Below are 25,039 nucleotides of genomic sequence, written 5' to 3'. Positions count from 1 at the left end.
AAGATGAGTAGAATAGGAAAAAATCCCGTTAGCATCGCACAAGGTGTAGATGTAAGCATAAAAGACAATGTAGTAACTGTAAAAGGAAAATTGGGAGAATTATCTCAAACAATTTCTGAAGGAATTACAGTTAAAATTGAAGATGGAGCTGTAGTGTGTAATAGAGCTACAGAAAGTAAAGACCATAAAGCACAACATGGATTAATGAGATCTTTAATCAATAATATGATTGAAGGTGTTTCTAAAGGATGGACTAAAGAATTGGAATTGGTAGGTGTAGGTTATAGAGCATCAAATCAAGGTCAAAAGTTAGATTTAGCTTTAGGATATTCTCATAATATTGTTTTAGAGTTAGCTCCAGAAGTTAAAGTTGAAACAGTTTCTGAAAAAGGAAAAAATCCAATAGTTAAATTAACTTCTTTTGACAAACAATTAGTGGGTCAAGTAGCTGCGAAAATTAGAGGTTTCCGTAGACCAGAACCTTACAAAGGTAAAGGAGTTAAATTTGTAGGTGAAGTATTAAGAAGAAAAGCAGGTAAATCTGCATAAGATATAGCATTATGGCATTATCAAAATTACAAAGAAGAGCTAGAATTAAGCGTAGAATCAGAAAGATTGTTTCAGGTACTGCTGCTAAACCAAGATTATCGGTTTACAGAAGTAATAAAGAAATCTATGCGCAATTGGTAGACGATGTAAACGGAGTAACATTAACTTCAGTTTCATCTAGAGATATAAAAGCAGAAACAAAGGCAGAAGCTTCACAAGCAGTTGGTAAAGCAATTGCTGAAAAAGCTCAAAAAGTTGGAGTTGAAACAGTTGCTTTCGATAGAAATGGTTATTTATACCATGGTAGAGTTAAGGTATTAGCAGATGCTGCAAGAGAAGCTGGTTTAAAATTTTAAGAGATTATGCAAGGTTATAAAAACGTAGAAAGAGTTAAACCAAGCGGATTAGAGCTTGTAGATAGACTAGTAGGTGTGCAACGTGTTACCAAAGTAACAAAAGGTGGTAGAGCATTTGGTTTCTCCGCAATTGTTGTTGTTGGAGATGGTAATGGTGTTGTAGGACATGGTTTAGGTAAATCTAAAGATGTATCTTCTGCAATTGCGAAGGCAGTAGAAGATGCAAAGAAAAACTTAGTTAGAATTCCTATTTTAGAAGGTACATTACCACATGAACAAAAAGGTAAATTTGGTGGTGCAAAAGTATTCATTAAACCTGCTTCTCCTGGTACAGGGGTTATTGCTGGTGGTGCAGTTCGTGCAGTATTAGAGTCTGTAGGTGTGCATGATGTATTATCTAAATCTCAAGGATCTTCCAACCCTCACAATGCAGTAAAAGCAACATTTGATGCTTTATTACAATTACGTAGTGCAGCTGCTATTGCAAAGCAAAGAGGAATTTCTTTAGAAAAAGTATTTAACGGATAAATCTAAAAGAGATGGCAAAAATTAAAGTTACACAAGTAAAAAGTCAAATCGGGCGTTTAAAGAATCAGAAGAGAACTTTAGAGGCATTAGGTTTACGTAGATTAAACCAAACTGTTGAACATGAGGCAACTCCTTCAATTGTTGGTATGGTAGATAAAGTTTCACATTTAGTTTCTGTAGAGGAATTAAAATAAGATATTTAAAATGAGTAGTTTACATAACTTAACACCAGCAGAAGGATCTGTAAAAAAAGAGAAAAGAATCGCACGTGGTGAGGGTTCTGGTCATGGAGGTACTTCTACAAGAGGTCACAAAGGGGCTAAATCTCGTTCAGGTTATTCTCGTAAAATTGGTTTTGAAGGAGGGCAAATGCCACTTCAAAGACGTGTGCCAAAATTTGGTTTCACTAACATCAATAGAAAAGAATACCAAGGAATCAATTTAGATAAATTACAATCTTTAGTTGATAGTGGAAAGATAACAGATACAGTTACATTAGAAGATTTGATAGCTAACAGATTAGCAAGTAAAAACGACTTAGTTAAAATATTAGGTGGTGGTGAGCTAAAAGCAAAATTAAATGTAACAGTACATAAATTTACAGCATCAGCTAAAGCTGCAATCGAGGCAGCTGGAGGAGAAGCTGTTGCTTTATAATAGTAAATGATGAATTTAATTAATAAATTAAAAGAGATTTTTAGTATTGAGGAATTAAAGAATAAGATTCTTCTTACTGTCGGATTAATTGCTGTATATCGTTTTATGGCTTCCGTTCCTTTACCAGGAATAGATCCATTGCAGTTAGCAGCGTTAAAAGATGGTACTTCAGGTGGTCTTTTAGGATTATTAAATGCATTTACAGGTGGGGCATTTGCAAGAGCGTCAGTAATGGCACTTGGTATTATGCCTTATATTTCTGCATCTATTGTAGTTCAGTTGATGGGAATTGCAGTTCCGTATCTACAGAAATTACAAAAAGATGGAGAAAGTGGACGAAAAAAAATTACACAAATTACAAGATGGCTTACCATTGGTATAACACTGGTTCAAGCTCCTACATACATTACTGCTATTAAAACCCAGTTTGGTTTAGGTCCTGAGGCTTTTTTAGTGCCAGGGGTTACTTTTTGGGTTTCTTCAATCATCATTTTAACAGCAGGTACTATATTTGCAATGTGGTTAGGTGAGCGTATTACTGATAAAGGTGTGGGTAATGGTATATCGTTGTTAATTACTGTGGGTATTGTTGCCAATTTTCCAGCTGCTTTTTTACAAGAGTTTGTTGCAAAAACAGAGAATGCAGGTGCAGGTGGTTTGATGATGATTTTAATCGAAATCATTTTATGGTTTGTAGTAATTTTATTAACTGTTTTATTGGTAACAGCAGTGCGAAAAATTGCAGTGCAATATGCTAGAAGAACAGTTGCAGGTAACGTCCAAAATGTTGCAGGTTCAAGAGATTATATTCCTTTGAAACTAAATGCTGCTGGTGTAATGCCAATTATATTTGCTCAAGCTATTATGTTTGTGCCATTAGCATTAGGTCAAAAATTCCCTGCATTGGTAAGTTTAACAGACTCCAATGGTTGGCAGTACAATGTAATATTTGCTTTATTAATTATCATTTTTAGTTATTTCTACACAGCTATTACTATTCCTACGAATAAAATGGCAGAAGATTTAAAAAGGAGTGGTGGTTTTATTCCAGGTATCAGACCAGGAAAAGATACTGCAGATAGATTAGATTCTGTGTTATCAAGAATAACATTCCCAGGTTCATTATTCTTAGCGGCTTTATCAATTTTACCAGCTATAGTGGTTAAGTTTGGAGTACAACAAAGTTGGGCAATGTTTTATGGTGGAACTTCATTAATCATTATGGTTGGCGTTGCAATTGATACACTACAACAAATAAACTCATATTTATTAAATCGTCACTATGATGGTTTAATGAAAGCAGGAAATAGTAACAGAAAATCGAATAAGTAAAAATGGCTAAACAACCCGCAATTCAACAAGATGGAACAATTACAGAAGCATTATCTAATGCAATGTTTCGTGTAGAGTTAGAGAACGGACATATTGTAACAGCTCATATTTCAGGTAAAATGCGTATGCATTATATCAAATTATTACCTGGTGATAAAGTGAAATTAGAAATGAGTCCTTACGATTTATCAAAAGCAAGAATTACTTACAGATACTAAAAAAACAAAACAGATGAAAGTTAGAGCATCAGTTAAAAAAAGAAGTGCCGACTGCAAAATAGTACGCAGAAAAGGTAGATTATATGTGATTAATAAACAAAATCCTAGATTTAAACAAAGACAAGGGTAATGGCAAGAATAGCAGGTATTGATATTCCAAAGAATAAAAGAGGAGTTATTGCTTTAACTTACATCTTTGGTATAGGAAACAGCAGAGCTAAACAAGTTTTAGCAGGTGCAAACGTTGAAGAAAGCATCAAAGTGCAAGATTGGACAGATGATCAAATTGCAGCAATTAGAGAACAAGTTGGTTCTTTCACTATTGAAGGTGAATTACGTTCAGAAGTTCAAATAAACATCAAACGTTTGATGGATATTGGATGTCAGAGAGGAATTCGTCATAGATTAGGTCTTCCTTTAAGAGGTCAAAGAACAAAAAATAATTCTCGTACAAGAAAAGGTAAGAGAAAAACTGTAGCTAACAAGAAAAAATAAGTTAGTGATTAACCTAGTTATGGTTTAGTGTGCCGTATTTTATTAATACAACTTACTAAATTTAATAACTAAATATTCAAATTATGGCAAAAGCAAGTTCAAAAAAACGTAAAGTAATTGTTGATGCAATTGGTGAAGCGCACGTAACAGCGTCTTTCAACAACATCATTATTTCTTTAACAAACAAAAAAGGTGATGTAATTTCATGGTCATCTGCAGGTAAAATGGGTTTTAGAGGTTCTAAAAAGAATACTCCTTATGCAGCTCAATTGGCAGCAGAAGATTGTGCAAATGTAGCAAAAGAAGCAGGCTTACGTAAAGTAAAGGTTTATGTAAAAGGACCAGGTAATGGTAGAGAATCTGCAATTAGATCTATTCACAACGCTGGTATTGAGGTAACTGAAATTATTGATGTTACACCAATTCCACATAATGGATGTCGCCCACCAAAAAGAAGAAGAGTATAATTATATTTTAATCGATTAGGAATAAGATTTTCGAAGGATAAGCCTTAATTCATAATCCCTAATCATAACAAAAAAGAAATGGCAAGATATACAGGACCAAAAACTAAAATTGCTCGTAAATTTGGCGAAGCGATTTTCGGAGAAGACAAAAACTTCGAAAAAAGAAACTTTCCTCCAGGACAGCATGGAAATGCGAGAAGAAGAGGAAAAAAATCTGAATATGCAACCCAATTAATGGAGAAGCAGAAAGCGAAATATACTTATGGTATTTTAGAGCGTCAGTTCAGTAACTTATTTAAAAAAGCTTCAGCTTCTCAAGGAATTACTGGTGAAATTTTACTACAATTATGTGAATCTCGTTTAGACAACGTTGTTTATAGAATGGGGATTTCAAAATCTAGGAGTGGAGCACGTCAGTTAGTTTCTCACAGACACATTACTGTTAATGGAGAAATTGTGAATATACCATCTTTTAGTTTAAAAGAAGGAGATGTAGTAGCTGTTAGAGAAAAGTCAAAATCTTTAGTTGCTATTGAAGATGCCTTAGCATCTACAAACAATGTTTTCGAATGGTTAACTTTTAATAGCGACACTAAAACAGGTACTTTCGTAAAAACTCCAGAGAGATTACAGATTCCTGAAAACATTAAAGAGCAATTAATTGTAGAATTGTATTCTAAATAATAAATTAATCATATTGGTATTTAGCCAAAGGATCTATTTGTACTTCTTCAAACTTATATATCGCGCAACTAAATAACAATTAAAACGAAGAAAAATAATGGCAATTTTAAATTTTCAGAAACCAGATAAAGTAATAATGATTGAATCTACTGATTTTAAAGGTAGATTTGAGTTTAGACCTTTAGAACCAGGTTTCGGTTTAACAGTAGGTAACGCTTTAAGAAGAGTTTTATTATCATCTTTAGAAGGTTTTGCAATTACATCTTTAAGAGTAGATGGAGTAGAGCATGAATTTTCAACAGTTCCTGGAATTGTAGAAGATGTAACAGAAATCATTTTAAATTTAAAACAAGTTCGTTTTAAAAAGCAAATAGATGAAACTGATAGAGAAACTGTTTCTATTTCGTTATCAGGTCAAGAGCAGTTTACTGCTGGAGATTTACAGAAATTTATTTCAGGCTTTCAAGTATTGAATCCAGATTTAGTAATCTGTAATATGGACAAATCTGTTAAATTAAATGCAGAAATTACTATTGAAAAAGGTAGAGGATTTGTACCTGCAGAAGAAAACAAAAAAGCTTCTGCACCAATTGGTACAATCTTTACAGATTCAATATACACCCCAATTAAGAATGTAAAATATTCTATCGAAAACTATCGTGTTGAGCAAAAAACGGATTATGAAAAATTGGTTTTTGATATAGACACAGACGGTTCAATAAATCCTAAGGATGCATTAACAGAAGCTGCAAAAATCTTAATTCACCACTTCATGCTATTCTCTGATGAGCGTATCACTTTAGAAGCTGATGAAATTGCGCAGACAGAAACGTATGATGAAGAATCATTACATATGCGTCAGTTGTTAAAAACAAGATTAATCGATATGGATTTATCTGTCAGAGCTTTAAATTGTTTAAAAGCGGCAGAGGTAGATACTTTAGGGGATTTAGTATCGTTTAACAAAAGCGATTTAATGAAATTTAGAAACTTTGGTAAAAAATCATTAACAGAATTAGAAGAGTTGGTGATTGTTAAAGGCCTTAGTTTTGGAATGGATTTAACCAAATACAAATTAGATAGAGACTAATTCAATTAGTTTTTAGAGAATATAATTTTAATCATTTCATAATTTGCTCACCAAAGAGGTTCGTAGCAAGATGAAATAACAAACAAACGTCAATAATGAGACACGGAAAAAAACACAATCATTTAGGTAGAAAAACAGCGCACAGAAAAGCGATGTTAGCAAATATGGCTTGTTCATTAATTGAGCACAAACGTATTAACACTACTGTTGCAAAAGCAAAAGCATTAAGAGTTTTTGTTGAGCCATTAATTACAAAATCTAAAGCAGATACAACTCACAATAGACGTGTTGTATTCTCTTATTTACGTGATAAATATGCTGTAACAGAACTTTTTAGAGAAATTTCTGTAAAAGTAGCAGATAGACCTGGTGGTTATGTTCGTATCATCAAATTAGGAAATCGTCAAGGAGATAATGCTCCTATGGCTATGGTAGAGTTAGTTGATTATAACGAAATCTACAATCCTAAAGGTGCAAAAGCTAAGAAAACTACAAGAAGAAGTAGAAGAGGTGGTAGTAAAAAAACTGAAACAGCTTCTCAAGTAGAAACAACAGCAACTGAAGAAAAATCAGAAGAATAAGAAATGAAAATTTTTTAAAGTATATTAAAGGGATAAACGTTTGCGTTTATCCCTTTTTTTATGCTAAGTTCATTTTCGTATTTAATAATTATGTTAAAAACCAAAAATCAAATTACAAGTAATAAAACATATAATTTGTAAATTTGTAGCGAAAGCAACACAAAAACTATCAATGAAATATCAAACAAGAAAAAAAGCTTTAGTTTTATTAGCAGACGGAACAATTTTTTATGGTAAATCTGTTGGAATTGAAGGAACATCAACAGGAGAAATTTGTTTTAATACGGGTATGACTGGCTATCAAGAAATTTTTACAGATCCTTCTTATTTTGGTCAATTAATGGTAGCTACTAATGCACATATTGGTAACTATGGTGTAAATGATAATGAAGTAGAATCTGATGGGATTAAAATTTCAGGTTTAATCTGTAGAAATTTTAGTTTTACCCACTCAAGAGTAGATTCTGATGGAAATTTAAAGGATTGGTTTGTAAAACACAATTTAGTGGCCATTTCTGATGTAGATACGAGAGCATTAGTTGCTTATATTAGAGATAATGGTGCCATGAATGCGATTATTTCTACTGATGTTGACAATATTGACGGATTAAAAAAGCAATTATCAGAAGTACCAAGTATGGAAGGTTTAGAATTAGCTTCTAAAGTTTCTACATCCGATCCTTATTATGTTGGTGATGAAAATGCTGACATTAAGATTTCTGCTTTAGACATCGGAATTAAAAAGAATATTTTAAGAAACTTAGCAAAAAGAGGTGCCTACATAAAAGTATTTCCTTATAATTCATCTTTTAAAGATTTAGCAAGTTTTAATCCTGATGGGTATTTTATATCAAATGGTCCTGGAGATCCAGAACCATTAGTTGAAGCACAATCAGTAGCCAAAGAAATTATTGATAAAAATTTACCTTTATTTGGTATTTGTTTAGGACATCAAGTAATCGCTTTGTCTCAAGGTATATCTACCTATAAAATGCACAATGGTCATAGAGGTATTAATCATCCTGTAAAGAATTTGTTAACAGGTAAAGGAGAAATTACTTCGCAAAATCATGGTTTTGCAATTAATAGAGAAGAAACAGAGGCTAATCAAAATGTAGAAATTACACATGTTCATTTAAACGATCATACTGTGGCAGGTATCCGTTTAAAAGATAAAAAGGTTTTTTCAGTACAATATCACCCAGAAGCAAGTCCTGGACCACACGATTCTGAGTATTTATTTGATCAATTTATAACAAATATTAAAGAATCAAAGATAGTTTTATCGTAACTTTCTTGTTAATCAACGGTGCTTTAGGGTTATTCGCCCTTTTTATTATTGATTAATTAAATATTCAAACTATATTTGCAGTGTGATTGTAAAATCACATTCTTTTTCATAGCAATTTTCCCACTCAGTTCTCTGAGTGGGTTTTTTAATTTTACAGTAATCGTTTTCGTAATTAATCAATTACATATTATATAATCTTTACTACTTTTTGTAATTTAGCAGAGTAATAAAAAAGTTTATTAAACTAATTAAACAATATAAAAATGAGCATTATTATCAGCGTTCACGCACGTCAAATTTTTGATTCAAGAGGTAACCCAACTGTAGAGGTAGATGTAACTACAGAAAACGGAGTTTTAGGTAGAGCAGCAGTACCATCTGGGGCATCTACAGGAGAACACGAGGCAGTAGAATTAAGAGATGGTGGAAAAGATTATATGGGTAAAGGAGTTCTAAAAGCTGTAGATAATGTTAACAATATTATAGCAGAAGAATTACTTGGTACTTCTGTATTTGAACAAAATGCAATTGATCAGTTAATGATAGATTTAGATGGTACACCAAATAAATCTAAATTAGGGGCAAACGCAATTTTAGGTGTTTCATTAGCTGCTGCTAAAGCTGCTGCTAATGAATTAGGTATGCCTTTATACAGATATGTAGGTGGGGTTTCTGCAAATACATTACCTGTACCAATGATGAATATCATTAATGGTGGGTCGCATTCAGATGCTCCTATTGCATTTCAAGAATTTATGGTAATGCCAGTTAAAGCTAAAAACTTTACTGAAGCAATGAAAATGGGATCTGAAATCTTTCATAATTTAAAGAAAGTTTTACACGATAGAAACTTATCTACTGCTGTTGGAGATGAAGGAGGTTTTGCACCAACTTTAGATGGTACAGAAGATGCATTAGACACTATAGCTTTAGCTGTAAAAAATGCGGGATATTCTTTTGGTGATGAAGTAAAAATAGCTTTAGATTGTGCAGCAGCAGAATTTTATGTTGATGGAGCTTATGATTACACTAAATTTGAAGGTAGTAAAGGTGTGGTTAGAACTAGCCAAGAACAAGCTGATTATTTAGCAGAATTAGCTGCTAATTATCCAATTATTTCTATAGAAGATGGTATGGATGAAAACGATTGGGATGGATGGAAATATTTAACTGAAAAAATTGGAGATAAAGTTCAATTAGTTGGTGATGATTTATTTGTTACTAATGTAGAGCGTTTGTCTAGAGGAATTGAAAACGGAATAGCAAATTCTATCTTAATTAAAGTAAACCAAATCGGTTCTTTAACAGAAACTATTGCAGCTGTAAATATGGCTAAAAATGCAGGATATACTTCTGTAATGTCTCATAGATCTGGAGAAACAGAAGACAATACAATAGCAGATTTAGCTGTTGCTTTAAATTGCGGACAGATTAAAACAGGTTCAGCTTCACGTTCAGATAGAATGGCAAAATACAATCAATTGTTAAGAATTGAAGAAGAATTAGCAGAAACAGCTTATTTTCCTCAAGAGAATGCTTTTAAAATTTAAATAAAAGTTTCAATTATAAACATTAAAACCCTGTAAATATTTACAGGGTTTTATTATTTACAACGTATTTTGCTTAATCGATTAACCTTATTTTTTAATATTTAAAATCTATATATAACAGCTTTCAAAATCTTCAATAAATTGGTATCTTCGCGAAACAAACAATACTTAAAAAAAACTTTAAATGCCAGATATCGCAAAGTTACAGATAGGAGAAAATTTATATGAGTTTCCACTTGTAAAAGGAACTGAAAATGAGGTCGCAATTGATATTAAAACATTGCGAGCAGCTACCAATGGAGTAATTACTATTGATCCAGGGTATAAAAATACGGGTTCTTGTGAAAGTGCGATTACTTTTTTAGATGGTGAAAAAGGAATTTTAAGATACAGAGGTTATTCTATAGAAGAATTAGCCGAAAAAGCAGATTTCTTAGAAACTGCATACGCATTAATTTTTGGTGATTTGCCAACAACAGAACAGCTAGAAAAATTTCATTCCGACATTAGAGATCATTCTTTAGTAGATGATGACGTTAGAAAAATTATAGAGGCTTTTCCAAGAAACGCTCATCCAATGGGGGTTTTATCTTCCTTAACAAGTGCATTAACAGCCTTTAATCCAGCTTCAGTAAATATTGAATCTAGAGAAGATATGTATCATGCTATTGTTAGAATTTTAGGTAAATTTCCTGTTTTAGTAGCTTGGACAATGCGTAAAAAACAAGGATTGCACTTAAATTATGGTAGAAAAAATTTAGGTTATGTAGAAAACCTAATGTATATGATGTTTAAGCAACCTAATGAAGATTTTGAAATTAATCCAATTGTTAAAGATGCTTTAGACAAACTTTTAATATTACATGCAGATCATGAGCAAAATTGTTCTACATCTACAGTAAGAATTGTTGGTTCATCTCATGCTGGTTTATTTGCATCGCTTTCTGCTGGGATTTCCGCACTTTGGGGGCCATTACATGGTGGTGCAAACCAAGCTGTATTAGAAATGTTAGAGGCTATTAAAGAAGATGGTGGAGATACTAAAAAGTATATGGCCAAAGCTAAAGATAAAAATGATCCTTTTAGATTAATGGGTTTTGGACATAGAGTGTATAAAAACTTCGATCCAAGAGCAAGAATTATTAAAAAGGCTGCAGATGAAGTATTGAACGACTTAGGTGTTAACGATCCTATTTTAGAAATTGCTAAAGGGTTAGAACAAGAAGCTTTGAGTGATCCGTATTTTGTAGACAGAAAACTATATCCTAATGTAGATTTTTATTCAGGTATTATATACAGAGCTATGGGAATTCCTGTAGAAATGTTTACAGTTATGTTTGCTTTAGGAAGATTACCAGGTTGGATTGCACAATGGAAAGAAATGAGATTGAAAAAAGAACCAATTGGTCGTCCAAGACAAATTTATACAGGTGAAACCTATAGAGAGTTTGTAGAAATACAAAAAAGATAGAAAATAGTACTATTTTTGCACAAAATTAAAAGCTTCATAAATTTATGAGGCTTTTTTTAATCCTTAAAATATGCTAAAACTCAATATTCAAAACGAAACCTCTAGATTAAGAGCTGTAATTTTAGGAACAGCACAAAGTAATGGAGGAGTCCCTAAAGTAGATGATTGTTATGATCCAAAAAGTATAGAACATGTTTTAGCGGGTACATATCCTAAAGAAATTGATATGGTTCAAGAGATGGAAGCCGTTGCTGAAGTTTTTAAGAAATATAACGTACAAGTTTTTCGGCCTAACATCATCGAAAATTACAATCAAATTTTTTCAAGAGATATTGCTTTTGTTATAGAAGATAAGTTTATAGAAGCAAATATTCTTCCTGATAGAGAAAGAGAGTATAAAGCTATTGATAAAGTTATTTCTCAAATTAATAACGCTAATATTATAGTTTTACCAAAAGAATGTCATGTAGAGGGTGGTGATGTAATGCCTTGGAACGATTATATTTTTGTTGGTACGTATTCAGCTGATGATTATCCAAATTATATTACAGCAAGAACAAACATAGCAGCAGTAAAAGAATTACAAAAATTATTTCCTAATAAGACCGTAAAATCTTTTGAATTAAGAAAATCGAATACTAACGCTAAAGAAAATGCACTTCATTTAGACTGTTGTTTTCAACCTATAGGAAAAGACAAAGCGATATTACATAAAAACGGATTTTTATTAGAAAGTGACTACCAATGGTTATTAGAATTTTTTGGCAAAGAAAATGTCTTTGAAATTACAAAAGAGGAAATGTACAACATGAACAGTAATGTTTTTTCAATATCAGAAAAGGTAATTATATCAGAAAAAAACTTTACAAGACTAAATACTTGGTTAACAGAAAAAGGTTTTATAGTAGAAAAAGTGCCTTATGCAGAGATTGCAAAGCAAGAGGGGTTATTACGTTGCTCTACATTACCATTAATAAGAGATTAATAATGCTTTGAAATAGGTGTATTCAGTAAAATAAAAACAATTTTAATTTTTAAATTCAGGTATTTATGCAACAATCTACAAATACAATCTTAATGGTTCGTCCTGTAAGTTTTAGAAAAAATGAGCAAACAGCTATAAATAATTACTATCAAGAAGATATAGATTTAAAAAATTTTGAAATTAACCTAAAAGCACAACAAGAGTTTGATGCTTATGTTGATAAGCTAAAAAGTTATGGAGTTAAAGTAATTGTGGTTTCTGATACCAAAGAGTTAGATACTCCAGATGCTGTTTTTCCTAATAATTGGAACTCTTTTCATGCTGATGGAACTGTTGCTATTTACCCAATGTTTGCAGAAAATAGACGTTTAGAAAGACGTGAAGATATTTTAGAAGCCATAGAAAAAGAAGGTTTTATTATTGAAAATATAGTAGATTATACATCAGCAGAACAAGAAGATATTTTCTTAGAGGGTACAGGAAGCATGATTTTAGATAGAATCAATAAAAAGGCTTATTGTGCCTTATCTCCTAGAGCAGATGAGGAATTATTTATAGAATTCTGTGAAGATTTTGAATACACTCCAGTAATTTTTACGGCAAACCAAACTGTTGATGGAAAAAGAGAAGCTATTTACCACACAAATGTAATGATGTGTATTGCTGAAACTTTTGCAGTAGTGTGTTTATCTTCAATAGATGATAAAAAAGAACGAAAAAATGTGCTAAAACACTTAAAAGAAGATAAAAAACAAGTTATAGATATTACTGAAGAACAAGTAACTCATTTTGCAGGAAATATGCTTCAAGTTATTGGTAAAAACGATGAGCGATTTTTAGTAATGAGCCAGGCTGCATTTGATTGCTTAACCGTAAATCAACGAAAAATAATCAACAAACATTGTCAAATTATTTCTAGTTCGTTAACTACTATAGAAACTTGTGGTGGTGGAAGTGCACGTTGTATGATGGCAGAAGTTTTCTTACCAAAAGCATAGCAAAACTAAACAAATCGACTAAAATTTAATGCTTCTTTTAGTCGATGTTTACTTTTCTATTAAAATTTAATTATTTTAAAAGTGCCTCTTCAACAATTTTTCCTGTTGCTGAATTAGGAGCTTCAATTTTTAGAAGATTGGCAATAGTTGGTGCTATATCTATAATGTCGTAACGTTTTTTAGAAACTCCTTTTTTGATTCCATTACCATAAAATATAATGGGTACGTGCGTATCATAAGAATACCCAGAGCCATGAGAAGTTCCGGTTTTACCACCTGTTAAAGTTGCAGGATAAGGAATCATTAATACATCTCCAGATAATTTTTGATTGTATCCATTTTGTAAAGAGTTCAAAATCCCTTCAGAAAAATGTGTTGTTTGTAGCGTTTTTGCAGTAACAACTTTATAAATTCCTTCAAAATCAATAAGTTCTTCTGCAATTTTTTCAGCAACCTGATTTTTAGTAAACCCTAAAGACTCAATTTTTGCTTTATTTAAAAAGATTTGATAGTTAGATATATTTTCGATCAATTCAACCGAATTAAAATATTTTTTAGTGATTAATAAAATAGTTTCTTTTAACGTAGTATTATTTAAATAATGAGCAGGAATTTTTAAAGACTGTAAATACGCAGGTACATGAACAGCAGCATGATCTGCTGTAAGAAAAATAGTGTATTTATCTTTTCCAATCTGTTTATCTAAAAAAAGTAATAAATCAGCCAAATCTTTATCAAATCTTAAATAAGTATCTTCAATTTCTTTAGATGCTGGACCAAATTTATGGCCAATATAATCTGTAGAGGAAAAACTAACCGCTAAAAAATCGGTATATTCAGTTTTACCCAAATTCTCTCCAATAATTGCTGCTTTAGCAAAATCTGCAGTATAAGTATTACCAGCAGGAATCGATTTTAGTAAATTAAAATTGCCGTTTTTAGCTCTTAAATTTGGGATATCATGTGGTAAAGAAGTTGTGGTTTCTCCTGTAAATTTCCCTTCAAAAATATTATTATCAATAATACTATTTGTATAGGTTTTTATATCATATAAAGTGTTCCAGGGTTGTTTTAAATAATCGTCAGCCTTATTCGTATTATTAAAATCAATTACCCATTTTGGTAGTTTATCAATATAAAAAGAAGAGCTAATCCACTTAGGGGCATCATTACCATAAAACCAATAAGACGCATTAGCTGTATGACCAGCAGGTAAAATTGCAGATCGATCTTTAATAGCAATACCTATAGTTTTTCCTTTCATATTCTGCGCTAATTTTAGTTGATCTGTAACTGTAGTTGTAAACAATTTATAAGGCGATTTTTTACCAGAATTACTTAAATTACCAATGGTAGTAAAAGTAGAATCATCTACACAATAAATAGATTTCTTTAAATATTTGTCATACCAATTGTTAGAAATTATTCCGTGGTTTGCGGGTGTAGTACCAGTATAAATAGACGAATGCCCAACTGCTGTATAGGTGGGTATGTAATTGTAATGTGCATTTTCTAGTGAAAAACCATCCTTTAAAATTCTTTTAAAACCATTTTCTGAATATCTATCATAAAATCGAGTTAAGTAGTCATAACGCATTTGGTCAACAACAATACCAACAATAAGTTTTGGTTTTTGAGGTTTGTTTTCTAGAGGCTTACATCCCAAAAAAAAAGCAAAATACAGTACTAAAAAAAGAATATTATTTTTCATAAAAAATTAGCTAATTGGTTCATCAAAAGTAATTAATTTTTACATTGCTACAATGAAACTTATATTGTCTAAATGTTATTTATTAATTTAGCATAAAATCTAATCTGTGAATTATATAGAACATATTGGTAAATATTTTATGATGTTAAAACAGGTTTTTAAAAGACCTCAAAAAGGCATTATTTTTTACGAGTCATTAATTAAAGAAATAGAAGAGCTAGGTTTAAAATCTCTAGGTATTATTATGTTTATTTCTTTTTTTATTGGTGGTGTAATTGCCTTACAAACAGCATTAAACCTAGACAGCGCATTTATACCAAGATCATTAATTGGTTTTGCAGCAAAAAGATCTATTATTTTAGAGTTTGCACCCACATTTTGTTCTATTATTTTAGCAGGTAAAGTGGGCTCTTATATAACTTCAAGTATTGGTACAATGCGTGTTACAGAGCAAATAGATGCATTAGATGTTATGGGGGTAAATTCTCTAAATCATTTAGTATTACCTAAAGTAATAGCAACCGTTTTCTTTTATCCTTTTTTAATTTCTTTAGGAATGATGTTAGGTATTTTTGGAGGATGGATAGCAGGTGTGTTATCTGGTTTATTTAGTGGGGTAGATTATATAGAGGGTTTACAAACAGAGTTTAAACCTTTTTTATTGGTATATGCCATAACTAAAACATTAGTGTTTGCATTTTTAATAGCAACTGTACCTTCTTATTTTGGTTATTATGTAAAAGGAGGTTCTATTGCAGTGGGTAAAGCTAGCACTCAAGCTGTAGTATGGACTACAATTTTAATAGTAATTGCTAATTATTTTTTAACACAAATGTTACTTACTTAAATGATAAAAGTTAAAGATTTACGCAAAGGTTTTGGTGATGTAGAGGTGTTAAAAGGCATAACAACAACATTTCACCCAGGAAAAACAAGTTTAATTATTGGCCAAAGTGGGGCAGGTAAAACAGTATTTTTAAAGTCCTTAATTGGTTTACATACTCCAGAAGCAGGTACTATTTCTTTTGATGGTAGAATCAATACAAAATTTACAATAGCAGAAAAAAGACAATGGCGCCAAGAAATTGGAATGGTTTTTCAAGGTGGTGCTTTGTTTGATTCTCAAACCGTAGAAGATAATGTAATGTTTCCATTAAAGATGTTTACAAAAAAATCTCAAGCAGAAATGTTAGATCGAGTAAATTTTGTTTTAGATAGAGTGAATTTACAAAATTCTAATAAAAAATTACCTGCAGAATTATCTGGAGGGATGCAAAAAAGGGTAGCCATAGCTAGAGCCATAGTTATGAATCCAAAATATTTATTTTGTGATGAACCTAACTCAGGATTAGACCCAGAAACAGCAACCGTAATTGATAATTTAATTCAAGAAATTACAGATGAATACAAAATAACCACTGTAATTAATACACACGATATGAACTCTGTTATGGAAATTGGAGAAAAAATTCTTTTTTTAAAAAATGGCAGAAAAGCATGGGAAGGAAACAGTGAAGAAATGTTTAGAACTGACAATGAAGCTGTTGTGAATTTTGTGTATTCTTCTAATTTATTTAAGAAAGTTCGCGAAGCATATTTAAACCAAACAAATTAAAAAAAAAGTTTGTTTTTTTAAAAATAACATATATATTTGCAGCCGCTTACAGAAAAAGATTGACCTGGTAGCTCAGTTGGTAGAGCATCTCCCTTTTAAGGAGAGGGTCCTGGGTTCGAGCCCCAGCCCGGTCACAATATTTAAAAAACTCTGCAATTTTTTGCAGAGTTTTTTGGTTTTATTAAGATACTTGATCTTTAAAATCTTGTATTTTTACAAGAAATTATAAAAAATGAAATGAATAAGTTGTTTTTATTTTTATCAATTTTTACCATTATGCAACAAACACAACAGGTTATCATAAATTTTTCTAAAACATCTGATATTTCTTCTTGGAGAGTAGTTGATGATGTAGTTATGGGAGGTGTTTCTCAAGGAAAATTTACAATTAATGAAAATGGGAATGGTTTGTATGTTGGTAAAGTATCTTTAGATAATAATGGTGGTTTTTCATCTTTAAGATACAGATTTAATGCCTTAAATGTTGTCCAATATTCAATAGTAATATTAAAAATTAAAGGTGATGGAAAAAGTTATCAATTTAGAGTTAAAGATAAATCTAAAAATTATTACTCTTACATTAAAAAGTTTGCAACATCTGGTGCTTGGCAATCTATTGAAATTAATTTAGCTGATTTGTATCCTTCATTTAGAGGAAGAAATTTGAATATGGATAACTTTTCGTCGCAAACTATCGAAGAAATAGCCATACTTATTGGTAATAAAAAGGCAGAAAATTTTCAATTAGAAATTGATCAAATTTATCTTAAATAATTTCGACTTGTGTGAAGGTGCTTTTTTGTATCTTTCCAAAGTTGTTAGCTACTAATATGGAAGAAGATATTCAAAAAAACACCAATTCTCAATCAGAGAATTCTACAGAAACTTCAAAACAGAATATTCAAAAAGAGGCCATGGGTCTTTTTGAGAGTATAAAAAAGTTTTTACACGAGCTTTTAGATTTTAGAGATGATACAGATCATGAGGCTACAATCGAAGCCATAAAGGCAGATATTCCTTTTAAAGGGGCAACTGCTTGGATTCTTATTTTTGCTGTTTTTGTGGCGTCTGTAGGCTTAAATGCTAATTCAACCGCGGTTGTAATTGGTGCCATGCTTATATCGCCTTTAATGGGGCCAATTTTAGGTATAGGAATGTCTTTTGCGTTAAATGATATCAATACTTTTAAAAAGTCATTAATTAACTTAGGCACAATGATTGGCCTTAGTTTATTTGCCTCTTTTTTGTTCTTTTATTTTTTTCCTTTAAGTGAAGATAACTCAGAGTTGCTAGGAAGAGTAAGCCCAGATATTCGAGATGTACTCATTGCGTTTTTTGGTGGTTTAGCTTTAATGGTAGCAAGAACTAAAAAAGGTACTATAGCCTCTGTAATATTTGGGGTAGCCATAGCAACTGCCTTAATGCCTCCTTTGTGTACAGCTGGTTATGGGTTGGCAAAAGGAAACTTTACCTACTTTTTAGGGGCAATGTATTTGTTTACTATTAATACTATTTTTATTGCTTTAGCTACATTTTTGGTCTTAAAACTACTAAGTTTTCCAATGCATAAATATGCTAATGCAGCTAAAAGAAAACGATATGCAACCATAGCAACTGTTGTTGGTGTAGCAGTTATGATTCCTGCAATTTTCACCTTTGTTCAAGTGTTTAATGAAAGTCAGATAGATTTACAGGTAAATAATTTTATCAAAAGCGAAATAAAAACGATAGAAAATTTTCAGTTGATTGGAGACCCAGAAGTAGATATTAATAAAAAAGAAATAAGATTGAGTTTCTTTAATGAAGTAACCAATGGAGAACGAAATTTATTAAGTAATCAATTGAAAAGTCAAGAGTATTCTAAGATTAAAGATTTTCAGCTAAAAATAAAAGGAAGTGATACCAAAAGTTTTGAGTTGATTACCACAGCTTACAAAGAAAAAAGAGAAGAATTACAAGAAAGTAAAAATATTATTGCAGGCTTACAAAAGCAAATTGCAGGTTTGCAAGAAACCATTTCTACCTTAAATAATAGAATTGAACAAGATGCTTTAAACAAAAATCAAGATGTTATTACGTTTAGTACTATTGCCAAGGTTGCAAAAATTAGGTATGCAGATATACAAGCAATTGGTTTTGCAAATGTATTGTCATCTTCCGATTTTATTAAGATAGATACTATTCCTGTAGCAACAGTAAAATGGAATTTAAGTCTACCAGATAGTATTGTATCGCCTAAGGAAAGAGAATTAAGAACTTGGCTTCAAAAAGAAATGAATCTAGATACTTTATTTATTAAAAGAGAATAAAATTTTATTTTAGTGATGTAGCTTTACTTCTACATTTTGATTGAATAAATACACCTTTTTGTTATGCATATTTAAACATTCAAATCGGGTTCTACGTTTATTACCTCTTTTATAAATTACATTCTTAAAAATAAATAAGCTGCCTGTAGGAATCTCAAAAATAAAATGTTTTCCAATTTCAGCTTTATGAGCTCTTAAGGCTAAAGACAAATTTACATCGGAATCTGTACTCGCTTTTGGGTTTTTTAAGTAATTTGCCAAAGGCGATAACATCGCTATAGGATAAATTTCAGGTTTTAAAAAGGGCAACATTAAATGTTGAAAAACCATTTTCCACTCTTTTCCATGAGGTTGAACCCTACCAAATTTTTGATGCGTAACATGATGCGCAATTTCGTGAACTAAAGTCAGTAAAAATTGATGTTTGTTAAGATTGTTATTTACTGTAATTTGAAATTTTCCATTAGGTAACTTTCTAAAATCCCCATGTTTTGTTTGTCGTTGATTAACAATTTTAAGCGTAAAATTATTTTGTTCAATTAAATATTGAACCATTTCAATCGACTTTTTAGGAATGTATTTTAAAAAAGTATTAAAAGTTTCTTCTTTTTTCAAAACGCCAAAAAATATAAGTTATAGTTGTAAAAATTGTTCCAATACTACCAAAAGTAAAAGCTTGAGTAAAGAAAGAAAAATTTATATGATTATCATTTTTATAGATAAAATAAAAAATAATTGGATAAATAAAAATGTATGTAAAAACAATAATTAAACTAATTATTAATTCATTAGGCTTATCTTTCTTTTTGGTGCTTTTATTATATAGAATGAACTGAAAAATAGAAGTTAAAATAAAGGTAAATGCAATAATCATCTTAAATTAAGGAGTAGTAGAAGAAACCTGTAAAACCTTTCCGTTGTAAAATTTATTGCCAGTCATTCCAAAATCAAAAATATAATTCGCCATTTCTTTTGCAGAAAGTGGGGCTTTATAATCAGGAAAAGCTTCTGCCAACATTTCTGTTTGTACAGCACCTAAAGCCAAAACATTAAACGCAATTTGTTGTGTTTTGTATTCTTCTGCTAATAATTCAGATAAAGTAATTACAGCACCTTTGGCAGAAGAATAAGCTGCTAAACCAGCAAATTTCATGCTACCTTGTATGCCTCCCATAGAACTTATGGTAACTACATGGCTTCCTTTTTGTAAAAAAGGAATTAAATTTTTGGTTAAGGCTGCTACTCCAAAAACATTTACTTTATAAACTTCTAAAAAATCTTCAGAAGTTAATTCTGTAAAAGGTTTGTTGATTAATTTGCCTGCATTATTGATTAAAATATCTACTTTTTTCCAATGGTTTTTAACAAAATCTGATACTTTTTCTACAGCATTATCGTCAGAAATATCCACAGAAAGTACTTTTATGTTTTTATGATTTACTTCTTCTAAAGGCTTAGTGTTTCTAGAAATAGCCAAAACATTATGATTGTTATTGGCAAATAATTTTGCCAATTCAAAACCAATTCCTCTACTTGTACCCGTAATTATTACATTTTTCATTTAAAATTCAAATTTTTACAGGAGCAATCTACTCAAATTTTCATACATTTAAGAATTAAAATTAACCTAATGATAAAATCAATTGTACTTTTTCTAGCATTTATTTTTGTTCAAACAAGTATTGCGCAAACTTCTTATATTTTGTGTGGAAAATTGGTGGATACTAAGTCAGCAAAAATCCACACTAAAAAAACAATAGTAGTAAAAGAAAATAAAATTACTGCTGTTATAGATGGTTATGTGATGCCAAAATCTGGTAATTTAATTGATTTAAGAGATAAAGTTGTAATGCCAGGTTTAATTGATTTTCATGTACATATAGAGCAAGAATTTTCTGCAAGAACCAGGATAGAAAGCTATATTTTAAACGAGGCAGATGTTGCGTTTAACTCTGTTGGTTTTGCAAAAGTTACTTTGTTAAATGGTTTTACATCCGTAAGAGATTTAGGAGGTACAGGTGTTAATATTTCTATTAGAAATGCCATTAATAAAGGTAAAATTCCTGGGCCAAGAGTTTTTACGGCTGGTAAAGCTTTGGCAACTACTGGTGGGCATGCAGACCCAACCAATGGAAGTAGCAGAAGATTAATTGGTGATCCTGGCCCTAAAGAAGGTGTTGTAAATTCTGTTGAAGATGCAAAAAAAGCGGTAAGACAACGTTATAAAAACGGAGCAGATTGTATTAAAATTACTGCAACTGGTGGAGTTTTAAGTGTAGCAAAATCTGGAGACAATCCGCAATTTACAATAGAAGAAATCAAAGCAATTTGTGATACTGCTAAAGATTATGGAATGCACGTTGCTGCGCACGCTCATGGAGATGAAGGTATGCAAAGAGCCATTATTGGAGGAGTTAAAACCATAGAACATGGTACTTATATGAGTGATGAAACTATGGAGCTAATGAAAAAACACGATGCGTATTTAGTGCCTACAATTACTGCAGGTAAAGAGGTTGAAGAAAAAGCAAAAATAGAAGGGTTTTATCCAGATATAGTAGTACCAAAAGCGTTAGCTGTTGGGCCTCAAATTCAAGGAACTTTTGCAAAAGCGTATAAAAAAGGTGTTGGTATTGCATTTGGTACAGATGCAGGTGTTTTTGCCCACGGAAATAATGGAAAAGAATTTGCTTTTATGGTAGAAGCAGGTATGCCAGTTATGGAAGCACTACAAGCTGCAACAATTACTAACGCAATGTTATTAAAAATGGAAAATGAGTTAGGACAGATTGAAAAAGGTTTTTTTGCTGATATTATTGCTGTAAACGATGATCCAACAAAAGACATTTCAACTATGGAAAATGTTGTTTTTGTGATGAAAGATGGCGTTGTTTATAAAAAATAGAAGTAGTATAACTTTAAAGTTTTACAGTATTTAAAAGGCTTTTTCAAATAAATCAATTTAGATATTGGTATGTGCAAAAATTTAGGCTTTTTTACGATCGTTTTTTCCTCAATAATCTTTTTGCTAAATCATAAGACATTACAGCAATATTGCTAAAACTTGAATCTTTTTTACTAAGTAGATGCGCATTGATAAAGTTAAAATAACTAATAACAGCCTTTTTATCATTTTTAGCACGCTTAAAAAGTTGATAAGCATTAGCTCTTAAATCTTCTCGAAAACACTCATTTATATACATTTTTAAAATATGATCAGTAACATAAATTTCTTCATCAAGTTTTTGGTGTAGTTTGCTAATCCGTTTTTTAGTGTTTTTTTTACTAATAATATTTCGTAGTATACCTTGTTTTAGAGCAGTATAATCTTTTTGATTTCTTCGAGGAAATGCCATCAAAGAGTTACCTTGTTTGTCTTTAGGATATAACCAAATTCCTTTTAATTTCTTTTTAGTTTTTCTTGGTAGACTAAATGTTTTCATACCATGGTATTATCATCCTACTTATCTTCTTCAAACACAATATGCTGATAAGCACCAATATCAGGACTAGTAGTTCTGTCTTTACCTAAAATATCGAATGGAAAAATTGTGTTTTTTGCTTTATTAATAGCATCAGAATCTTTACCAATAATAAAATCTTCATTTTGGGAGTCTCTAAAATTAGCAATTCCATTTAGAATAATACCTGAATAATTGGTGTTATTTTCAAAGTCCATTTCTATATAGTCTGCAAAAGAATCATCAGTATCATTAAATTGAATCATACAATTAGAAATGTTGTAGTTAAATGCGCTCCCCTCAATTTTATCTAAAAGAAATTCAATATTATTACTACCATCAAAAATACAATTGGTAAAATTTGCTGCTTTCAAATCTCTAGTGGCTGTAATTTCATTCCCATTTTCGTCATTAAAAACAAAAAAGTTATTGACTAATACAGCTGGTAAATCTCTAATTCCGCTATTCCAGAAATTAGCAAATGTACTATGTGTAAAATTATAAGTACCACCAATAGTTGCAGCCAAAGAAGCTTGACCAGCAGAACCAATAACTACGTTATGTGCCTCAATATTTGTTTCTCTAGCTAAAATACCAAAGTTAGAATGGTTATAAATTTCTGAATTTTGTAATTTTAAAGTAGGTGTGGTGTTAGAGCCAATACTATCAATTAAAATCCCAATAATGGCATTTTTTATTTGTGCGTGTTTAATTTCGTTGTTTTTGCTACCAGCTCTCATCCAAATTGTTCCCCATTGTCCAGGAGTTTCGCTAAAACGGTTTTCTAATCTATCGCCTTCAAAAGTTACTTTTTCAGTTAAAGTTCCGTTTACTTTTAAGGTGGCTTTATCATCGATGATTAAGCCAGAATTATCGTGAAAATAAATTTTTGCACCAGCTTCTATTGTTAAAGTTTTATCAGCAGGCACTGCTGCATAACCATAAATAACAGTAGGTTTTGTATTGGTAATAGTCAATTCATTATCCGTTAAAAAACGACCTTTTATAGTGGTAACTTGGCCATCAATGGTTAAGCTATCAATTTTTCTGGTGATTGGATCTCGATCTGGAAATATAAAGTTAGCATCTTGTACCAAGGTTACCAAATCTACATCTTGTTGATTTGTGCCTGTATCAAATAAAATTCGATCTGTATATAATGCATTTTTTGCTGTGCTAACATCAACTGTAGTTTCAACAAAAACGAAAATACTGTCTTTGGCTAAAATATCGATATTATTAAATTCCTTGCCTGGAATTCCATCAACATTTAATCTATAGTTGGAGGTAGATCCGTTTTCTAGAGAAATTTCAGGTATAGTAATGGCTTTATTACCTCTATTGTATACTTTTAAATTATAAGTAGCAGAACCAATATTGGTAAAAATAGTATCTAAAAAAACGGTGTCTTTAGAAAATTCTAAGCTACCAAAATTTGGTATGGTAGAAAAATCTTTTCTACAAGAACTCACAGAAACAAGAGCTACGCAAATTAGTAATGTAAGGAAATAACGCATAAATCAATTTTTATAAAAATAGAACTTTAAAATGAGTCGTTTATTATTTTTTTATCAATTTGATTTCAAACAATTTTCCCCAATTTTTACCAGTAACAAAAAGTCTATCGTTTGTTTTATCGTAAGCAATACCGTTTAAAACATCATCTTGGTCTTGTAAAGTTTGGGTTTTTTCCATTTCTTTTACTAAGCCTGTTAAATTAACAATACCTTCTACAATGCCATTTTCGGGGTTAATTATAGCTATTAAGGGCTTTTGCCAATAATTTGCATAAATTTTACCATTAATAAATTCTAATTCGTTTAAACTTTTTAGAGATACTTTGTTTGTATATCCTTGTATAAAACGTTTTTCTTTTTGTGTTTCAGCCTCTAAAAACCAAATTTTATTTGTTCCATCAGATTTTATAAACTCGTTGTTGTGGTTTGTTAATCCCCAACCTTCTTTACTTTTATTATAATCAAACTCGCCTATCTGTTTAAAAGTATTTAAATCATAAATAAACCCTTTTTTAGCTTGCCAAGTCAACCAATAAATTTTATCATTTAAAATGGTCATTCCTTCACCAAAATATTGTTTATCTAAGTCTATTTTTTGTAGCACCTTACCAGTTTTAATGGCTACTTTTCTAAGTGTAGATTGTCCTTTTCTGCCTGTAGTTTCATATAGATAGCCATTGTAATATTCTAAACCTTGAGTATATGCTTTAGTATCGTGAGGATATGAGTTTACAATTTCATAAGTATAAATATCTGGTTTTTTATCAGCAAAAACTTCAAAAGAATTGTTTAATTTTTTTGTTTTACCAGGGTAAAATACCAGAACAGAAACCGTATGTTTTCCAATTCCAAAATCTGAAGCCTTTAGTGAAAGCGCATTTTCTTTACTAGCAATTTCTTTTCCATCAATAAAAAACTGAATTTTATCTAAAGGTTTATTATTTTCTTCTTTTAAACTTAAGGTAACTTTACCATTTAATGTGGTTTTTTTAGTAACCGCTAACTTTAAATTGTAGGTATCATCACAACTTATTAGAAAAAGTATCATTAAAGTAGCTGTAAAAAAAGCAATTTTCTTCATTATATTGTATTTATTGTGTTTTTAGATTGGGCTATTCTTATATTAAATCTGCAGAAAATCAAAATTTTCAACAAAAAAATAACAACTACAAAT

The 25,039-nt window shown here is 30.9% G+C and carries 29 protein-coding genes and 1 tRNA gene; 24 read left to right on the top strand and 6 right to left on the bottom strand.

Annotated elements, in window-relative coordinates; all coding sequences use genetic code 11:
* Positions 1-3 precede the first annotated feature (3 nt).
* The 18 genes from rplF to ctlX all read left to right on the top strand — a co-directional run bounded on the left by rplF (position 4) and on the right by ctlX (position 13,252).
* On the top strand, positions 4-549 hold the full coding sequence (rplF, locus tag SJY27_RS05750) for a 50S ribosomal protein L6 (protein WP_397447306.1): 546 nt from the start codon (positions 4-6) through the stop codon (positions 547-549).
* A gap of 11 nt (positions 550-560) precedes the next feature.
* Positions 561-905: a 50S ribosomal protein L18 gene (gene rplR / locus SJY27_RS05745; protein ID WP_397447305.1), complete on the top strand. Its 345-nt coding sequence runs from the start codon at positions 561-563 to the stop codon at positions 903-905.
* Positions 906-908: 3 nt separating this feature from the next.
* Positions 909-1,433, top strand: coding sequence for a 30S ribosomal protein S5 (gene rpsE, locus SJY27_RS05740; protein ID WP_041383683.1), 525 nt, complete (start codon positions 909-911; stop codon positions 1,431-1,433).
* A gap of 11 nt (positions 1,434-1,444) precedes the next feature.
* On the top strand, positions 1,445-1,627 hold the full coding sequence (gene rpmD / locus SJY27_RS05735) for a 50S ribosomal protein L30 (protein ID WP_397447304.1): 183 nt from the start codon (positions 1,445-1,447) through the stop codon (positions 1,625-1,627).
* A 10-nt stretch (positions 1,628-1,637) separates the two neighbouring features.
* Positions 1,638-2,090: a 50S ribosomal protein L15 gene (gene rplO, locus SJY27_RS05730; RefSeq protein WP_397447303.1), complete on the top strand. Its 453-nt coding sequence runs from the start codon at positions 1,638-1,640 to the stop codon at positions 2,088-2,090.
* A 9-nt stretch (positions 2,091-2,099) separates the two neighbouring features.
* Positions 2,100-3,422, top strand: a complete 1,323-nt coding sequence (secY, locus tag SJY27_RS05725) for a preprotein translocase subunit SecY (protein ID WP_397447302.1) — start codon at positions 2,100-2,102, stop codon at positions 3,420-3,422.
* 2 nt (positions 3,423-3,424) lie between these two features.
* Positions 3,425-3,640, top strand: coding sequence for a translation initiation factor IF-1 (gene infA / locus SJY27_RS05720; protein WP_024740627.1), 216 nt, complete (start codon positions 3,425-3,427; stop codon positions 3,638-3,640).
* Positions 3,641-3,653: 13 nt separating this feature from the next.
* Positions 3,654-3,770 (top strand): type B 50S ribosomal protein L36, encoded by a 117-nt coding sequence (gene ykgO / locus SJY27_RS05715; protein WP_004568720.1) that lies wholly within the window; start codon positions 3,654-3,656, stop codon positions 3,768-3,770.
* Positions 3,770-4,135 (top strand): 30S ribosomal protein S13, encoded by a 366-nt coding sequence (rpsM, locus tag SJY27_RS05710; RefSeq protein ID WP_397447301.1) that lies wholly within the window; start codon positions 3,770-3,772, stop codon positions 4,133-4,135. Before ykgO ends, rpsM begins: the two co-directional genes overlap by 1 nt.
* Before the next feature lie 83 nt (positions 4,136-4,218).
* A complete protein-coding gene (gene rpsK / locus SJY27_RS05705) occupies positions 4,219-4,602 on the top strand; it encodes a 30S ribosomal protein S11 (RefSeq protein ID WP_397447300.1) in 384 nt (127 codons plus the stop codon).
* Positions 4,603-4,680: 78 nt separating this feature from the next.
* The gene (gene rpsD, locus SJY27_RS05700; RefSeq protein ID WP_397447299.1) at positions 4,681-5,286 is read left to right on the top strand and encodes a 30S ribosomal protein S4; all 606 of its coding nucleotides are present in this window, start codon (positions 4,681-4,683) and stop codon (positions 5,284-5,286) included.
* A gap of 97 nt (positions 5,287-5,383) precedes the next feature.
* Positions 5,384-6,376, top strand: a complete 993-nt coding sequence (locus SJY27_RS05695) for a DNA-directed RNA polymerase subunit alpha (RefSeq protein WP_397447298.1) — start codon at positions 5,384-5,386, stop codon at positions 6,374-6,376.
* Between the two features lie 95 nt (positions 6,377-6,471).
* Positions 6,472-6,957 (top strand): 50S ribosomal protein L17, encoded by a 486-nt coding sequence (gene rplQ, locus SJY27_RS05690; protein WP_397447297.1) that lies wholly within the window; start codon positions 6,472-6,474, stop codon positions 6,955-6,957.
* Positions 6,958-7,129: 172 nt separating this feature from the next.
* Positions 7,130-8,248, top strand: coding sequence for a glutamine-hydrolyzing carbamoyl-phosphate synthase small subunit (carA, locus tag SJY27_RS05685; RefSeq protein ID WP_397447296.1), 1,119 nt, complete (start codon positions 7,130-7,132; stop codon positions 8,246-8,248).
* A gap of 263 nt (positions 8,249-8,511) precedes the next feature.
* Complete coding sequence (eno, locus tag SJY27_RS05680; protein ID WP_397447295.1) at positions 8,512-9,798, top strand: phosphopyruvate hydratase; 1,287 nt, start codon at positions 8,512-8,514, stop codon at positions 9,796-9,798.
* 184 nt (positions 9,799-9,982) lie between these two features.
* On the top strand, positions 9,983-11,269 hold the full coding sequence (locus SJY27_RS05675; protein WP_397447294.1) for a citrate synthase: 1,287 nt from the start codon (positions 9,983-9,985) through the stop codon (positions 11,267-11,269).
* A 70-nt stretch (positions 11,270-11,339) separates the two neighbouring features.
* Positions 11,340-12,254 (top strand): dimethylarginine dimethylaminohydrolase family protein, encoded by a 915-nt coding sequence (locus tag SJY27_RS05670; protein WP_397447293.1) that lies wholly within the window; start codon positions 11,340-11,342, stop codon positions 12,252-12,254.
* 65 nt (positions 12,255-12,319) lie between these two features.
* Entirely contained in the window at positions 12,320-13,252 is a 933-nt protein-coding gene (gene ctlX / locus SJY27_RS05665) for a citrulline utilization hydrolase CtlX (protein ID WP_397447292.1), read from the top strand.
* A 70-nt stretch (positions 13,253-13,322) separates the two neighbouring features.
* Here ctlX and pafA read toward each other — a convergent pair whose 3' ends face one another.
* Positions 13,323-14,963 (bottom strand): alkaline phosphatase PafA, encoded by a 1,641-nt coding sequence (gene pafA / locus SJY27_RS05660; RefSeq protein WP_397447291.1) that lies wholly within the window; start codon positions 14,961-14,963, stop codon positions 13,323-13,325.
* Positions 14,964-15,069: 106 nt separating this feature from the next.
* Between pafA and SJY27_RS05655 the strand changes: the two genes are divergently transcribed.
* From SJY27_RS05655 to SJY27_RS05635, 5 genes are all read left to right on the top strand, one after another.
* Complete coding sequence (locus SJY27_RS05655) at positions 15,070-15,810, top strand: MlaE family ABC transporter permease (RefSeq protein ID WP_397447290.1); 741 nt, start codon at positions 15,070-15,072, stop codon at positions 15,808-15,810.
* Entirely contained in the window at positions 15,811-16,578 is a 768-nt protein-coding gene (locus SJY27_RS05650) for an ABC transporter ATP-binding protein (RefSeq protein WP_397447289.1), read from the top strand.
* A 61-nt stretch (positions 16,579-16,639) separates the two neighbouring features.
* Positions 16,640-16,712 (top strand) — tRNA-Lys (locus tag SJY27_RS05645).
* A 142-nt stretch (positions 16,713-16,854) separates the two neighbouring features.
* Positions 16,855-17,352 (top strand): CIA30 family protein, encoded by a 498-nt coding sequence (locus SJY27_RS05640; RefSeq protein WP_397447288.1) that lies wholly within the window; start codon positions 16,855-16,857, stop codon positions 17,350-17,352.
* 56 nt (positions 17,353-17,408) lie between these two features.
* Positions 17,409-18,887 (top strand): DUF389 domain-containing protein, encoded by a 1,479-nt coding sequence (locus SJY27_RS05635; protein WP_397447287.1) that lies wholly within the window; start codon positions 17,409-17,411, stop codon positions 18,885-18,887.
* A gap of 9 nt (positions 18,888-18,896) precedes the next feature.
* Here the strand turns inward: SJY27_RS05635 and SJY27_RS05630 are convergent, their stop codons facing one another.
* Together SJY27_RS05630 and SJY27_RS05625 are read right to left on the bottom strand one after the other, a co-directional pair.
* The gene (locus tag SJY27_RS05630; protein WP_397447901.1) at positions 18,897-19,442 is read right to left on the bottom strand and encodes a SprT-like domain-containing protein; all 546 of its coding nucleotides are present in this window, start codon (positions 19,440-19,442) and stop codon (positions 18,897-18,899) included.
* Positions 19,443-19,767: 325 nt separating this feature from the next.
* Positions 19,768-20,448: an SDR family NAD(P)-dependent oxidoreductase gene (locus SJY27_RS05625; RefSeq protein WP_397447286.1), complete on the bottom strand. Its 681-nt coding sequence runs from the start codon at positions 20,446-20,448 to the stop codon at positions 19,768-19,770.
* Positions 20,449-20,517: 69 nt separating this feature from the next.
* On the opposite strand from SJY27_RS05625, the gene SJY27_RS05620 reads away from it, so the two are divergent.
* The gene (locus SJY27_RS05620; protein WP_397447285.1) at positions 20,518-21,792 is read left to right on the top strand and encodes an amidohydrolase family protein; all 1,275 of its coding nucleotides are present in this window, start codon (positions 20,518-20,520) and stop codon (positions 21,790-21,792) included.
* Between the two features lie 91 nt (positions 21,793-21,883).
* On the opposite strand, the gene SJY27_RS05615 is transcribed toward SJY27_RS05620, so the two are convergent.
* Genes SJY27_RS05615 through SJY27_RS05605 form a run of 3 tightly spaced genes read right to left on the bottom strand, consistent with a single transcriptional unit; the run spans position 21,884 to position 24,946 of the window.
* A complete protein-coding gene (locus SJY27_RS05615; protein ID WP_397447284.1) occupies positions 21,884-22,330 on the bottom strand; it encodes a hypothetical protein in 447 nt (148 codons plus the stop codon).
* 17 nt (positions 22,331-22,347) lie between these two features.
* Positions 22,348-23,865, bottom strand: coding sequence for a hypothetical protein (locus SJY27_RS05610; protein ID WP_397447283.1), 1,518 nt, complete (start codon positions 23,863-23,865; stop codon positions 22,348-22,350).
* Between the two features lie 43 nt (positions 23,866-23,908).
* A complete protein-coding gene (locus SJY27_RS05605; RefSeq protein WP_397447282.1) occupies positions 23,909-24,946 on the bottom strand; it encodes a glutaminyl-peptide cyclotransferase in 1,038 nt (345 codons plus the stop codon).
* Between the last annotated feature and the right edge of the window lie 93 nt (positions 24,947-25,039).

Source organism: Polaribacter sp. R77954 (assembly GCF_044595335.1).
Taxonomy (GTDB): Bacteria; Bacteroidota; Bacteroidia; order Flavobacteriales; family Flavobacteriaceae; genus Polaribacter.
Note: the sequence above shows the minus strand (reverse complement) of the source record. Positions and strands in the feature narration are given on the sequence as shown.

Coding starts and splice junctions, on each gene's coding strand:
- rplF (WP_397447306.1), top strand. CDS start 4: ATGAGTAGAATAGGAAAAAATCCCGTTAGCATCGCACAAGGTGTAGAT.
- rplR (WP_397447305.1), top strand. CDS start 561: ATGGCATTATCAAAATTACAAAGAAGAGCTAGAATTAAGCGTAGAATC.
- rpmD (WP_397447304.1), top strand. CDS start 1,445: ATGGCAAAAATTAAAGTTACACAAGTAAAAAGTCAAATCGGGCGTTTA.
- rplO (WP_397447303.1), top strand. CDS start 1,638: ATGAGTAGTTTACATAACTTAACACCAGCAGAAGGATCTGTAAAAAAA.
- secY (WP_397447302.1), top strand. CDS start 2,100: ATGAATTTAATTAATAAATTAAAAGAGATTTTTAGTATTGAGGAATTA.
- infA (WP_024740627.1), top strand. CDS start 3,425: ATGGCTAAACAACCCGCAATTCAACAAGATGGAACAATTACAGAAGCA.
- ykgO (WP_004568720.1), top strand. CDS start 3,654: ATGAAAGTTAGAGCATCAGTTAAAAAAAGAAGTGCCGACTGCAAAATA.
- rpsM (WP_397447301.1), top strand. CDS start 3,770: ATGGCAAGAATAGCAGGTATTGATATTCCAAAGAATAAAAGAGGAGTT.
- rpsK (WP_397447300.1), top strand. CDS start 4,219: ATGGCAAAAGCAAGTTCAAAAAAACGTAAAGTAATTGTTGATGCAATT.
- rpsD (WP_397447299.1), top strand. CDS start 4,681: ATGGCAAGATATACAGGACCAAAAACTAAAATTGCTCGTAAATTTGGC.
- SJY27_RS05695 (WP_397447298.1), top strand. CDS start 5,384: ATGGCAATTTTAAATTTTCAGAAACCAGATAAAGTAATAATGATTGAA.
- rplQ (WP_397447297.1), top strand. CDS start 6,472: ATGAGACACGGAAAAAAACACAATCATTTAGGTAGAAAAACAGCGCAC.
- carA (WP_397447296.1), top strand. CDS start 7,130: ATGAAATATCAAACAAGAAAAAAAGCTTTAGTTTTATTAGCAGACGGA.
- eno (WP_397447295.1), top strand. CDS start 8,512: ATGAGCATTATTATCAGCGTTCACGCACGTCAAATTTTTGATTCAAGA.
- SJY27_RS05675 (WP_397447294.1), top strand. CDS start 9,983: ATGCCAGATATCGCAAAGTTACAGATAGGAGAAAATTTATATGAGTTT.
- SJY27_RS05670 (WP_397447293.1), top strand. CDS start 11,340: ATGCTAAAACTCAATATTCAAAACGAAACCTCTAGATTAAGAGCTGTA.
- ctlX (WP_397447292.1), top strand. CDS start 12,320: ATGCAACAATCTACAAATACAATCTTAATGGTTCGTCCTGTAAGTTTT.
- pafA (WP_397447291.1), bottom strand. CDS start 14,963: ATGAAAAATAATATTCTTTTTTTAGTACTGTATTTTGCTTTTTTTTTG.
- SJY27_RS05650 (WP_397447289.1), top strand. CDS start 15,811: ATGATAAAAGTTAAAGATTTACGCAAAGGTTTTGGTGATGTAGAGGTG.
- SJY27_RS05640 (WP_397447288.1), top strand. CDS start 16,855: ATGCAACAAACACAACAGGTTATCATAAATTTTTCTAAAACATCTGAT.
- SJY27_RS05635 (WP_397447287.1), top strand. CDS start 17,409: ATGGAAGAAGATATTCAAAAAAACACCAATTCTCAATCAGAGAATTCT.
- SJY27_RS05630 (WP_397447901.1), bottom strand. CDS start 19,442: ATGGTTCAATATTTAATTGAACAAAATAATTTTACGCTTAAAATTGTT.
- SJY27_RS05625 (WP_397447286.1), bottom strand. CDS start 20,448: ATGAAAAATGTAATAATTACGGGTACAAGTAGAGGAATTGGTTTTGAA.
- SJY27_RS05620 (WP_397447285.1), top strand. CDS start 20,518: ATGATAAAATCAATTGTACTTTTTCTAGCATTTATTTTTGTTCAAACA.
- SJY27_RS05615 (WP_397447284.1), bottom strand. CDS start 22,330: ATGAAAACATTTAGTCTACCAAGAAAAACTAAAAAGAAATTAAAAGGA.
- SJY27_RS05610 (WP_397447283.1), bottom strand. CDS start 23,865: ATGCGTTATTTCCTTACATTACTAATTTGCGTAGCTCTTGTTTCTGTG.
- SJY27_RS05605 (WP_397447282.1), bottom strand. CDS start 24,946: ATGAAGAAAATTGCTTTTTTTACAGCTACTTTAATGATACTTTTTCTA.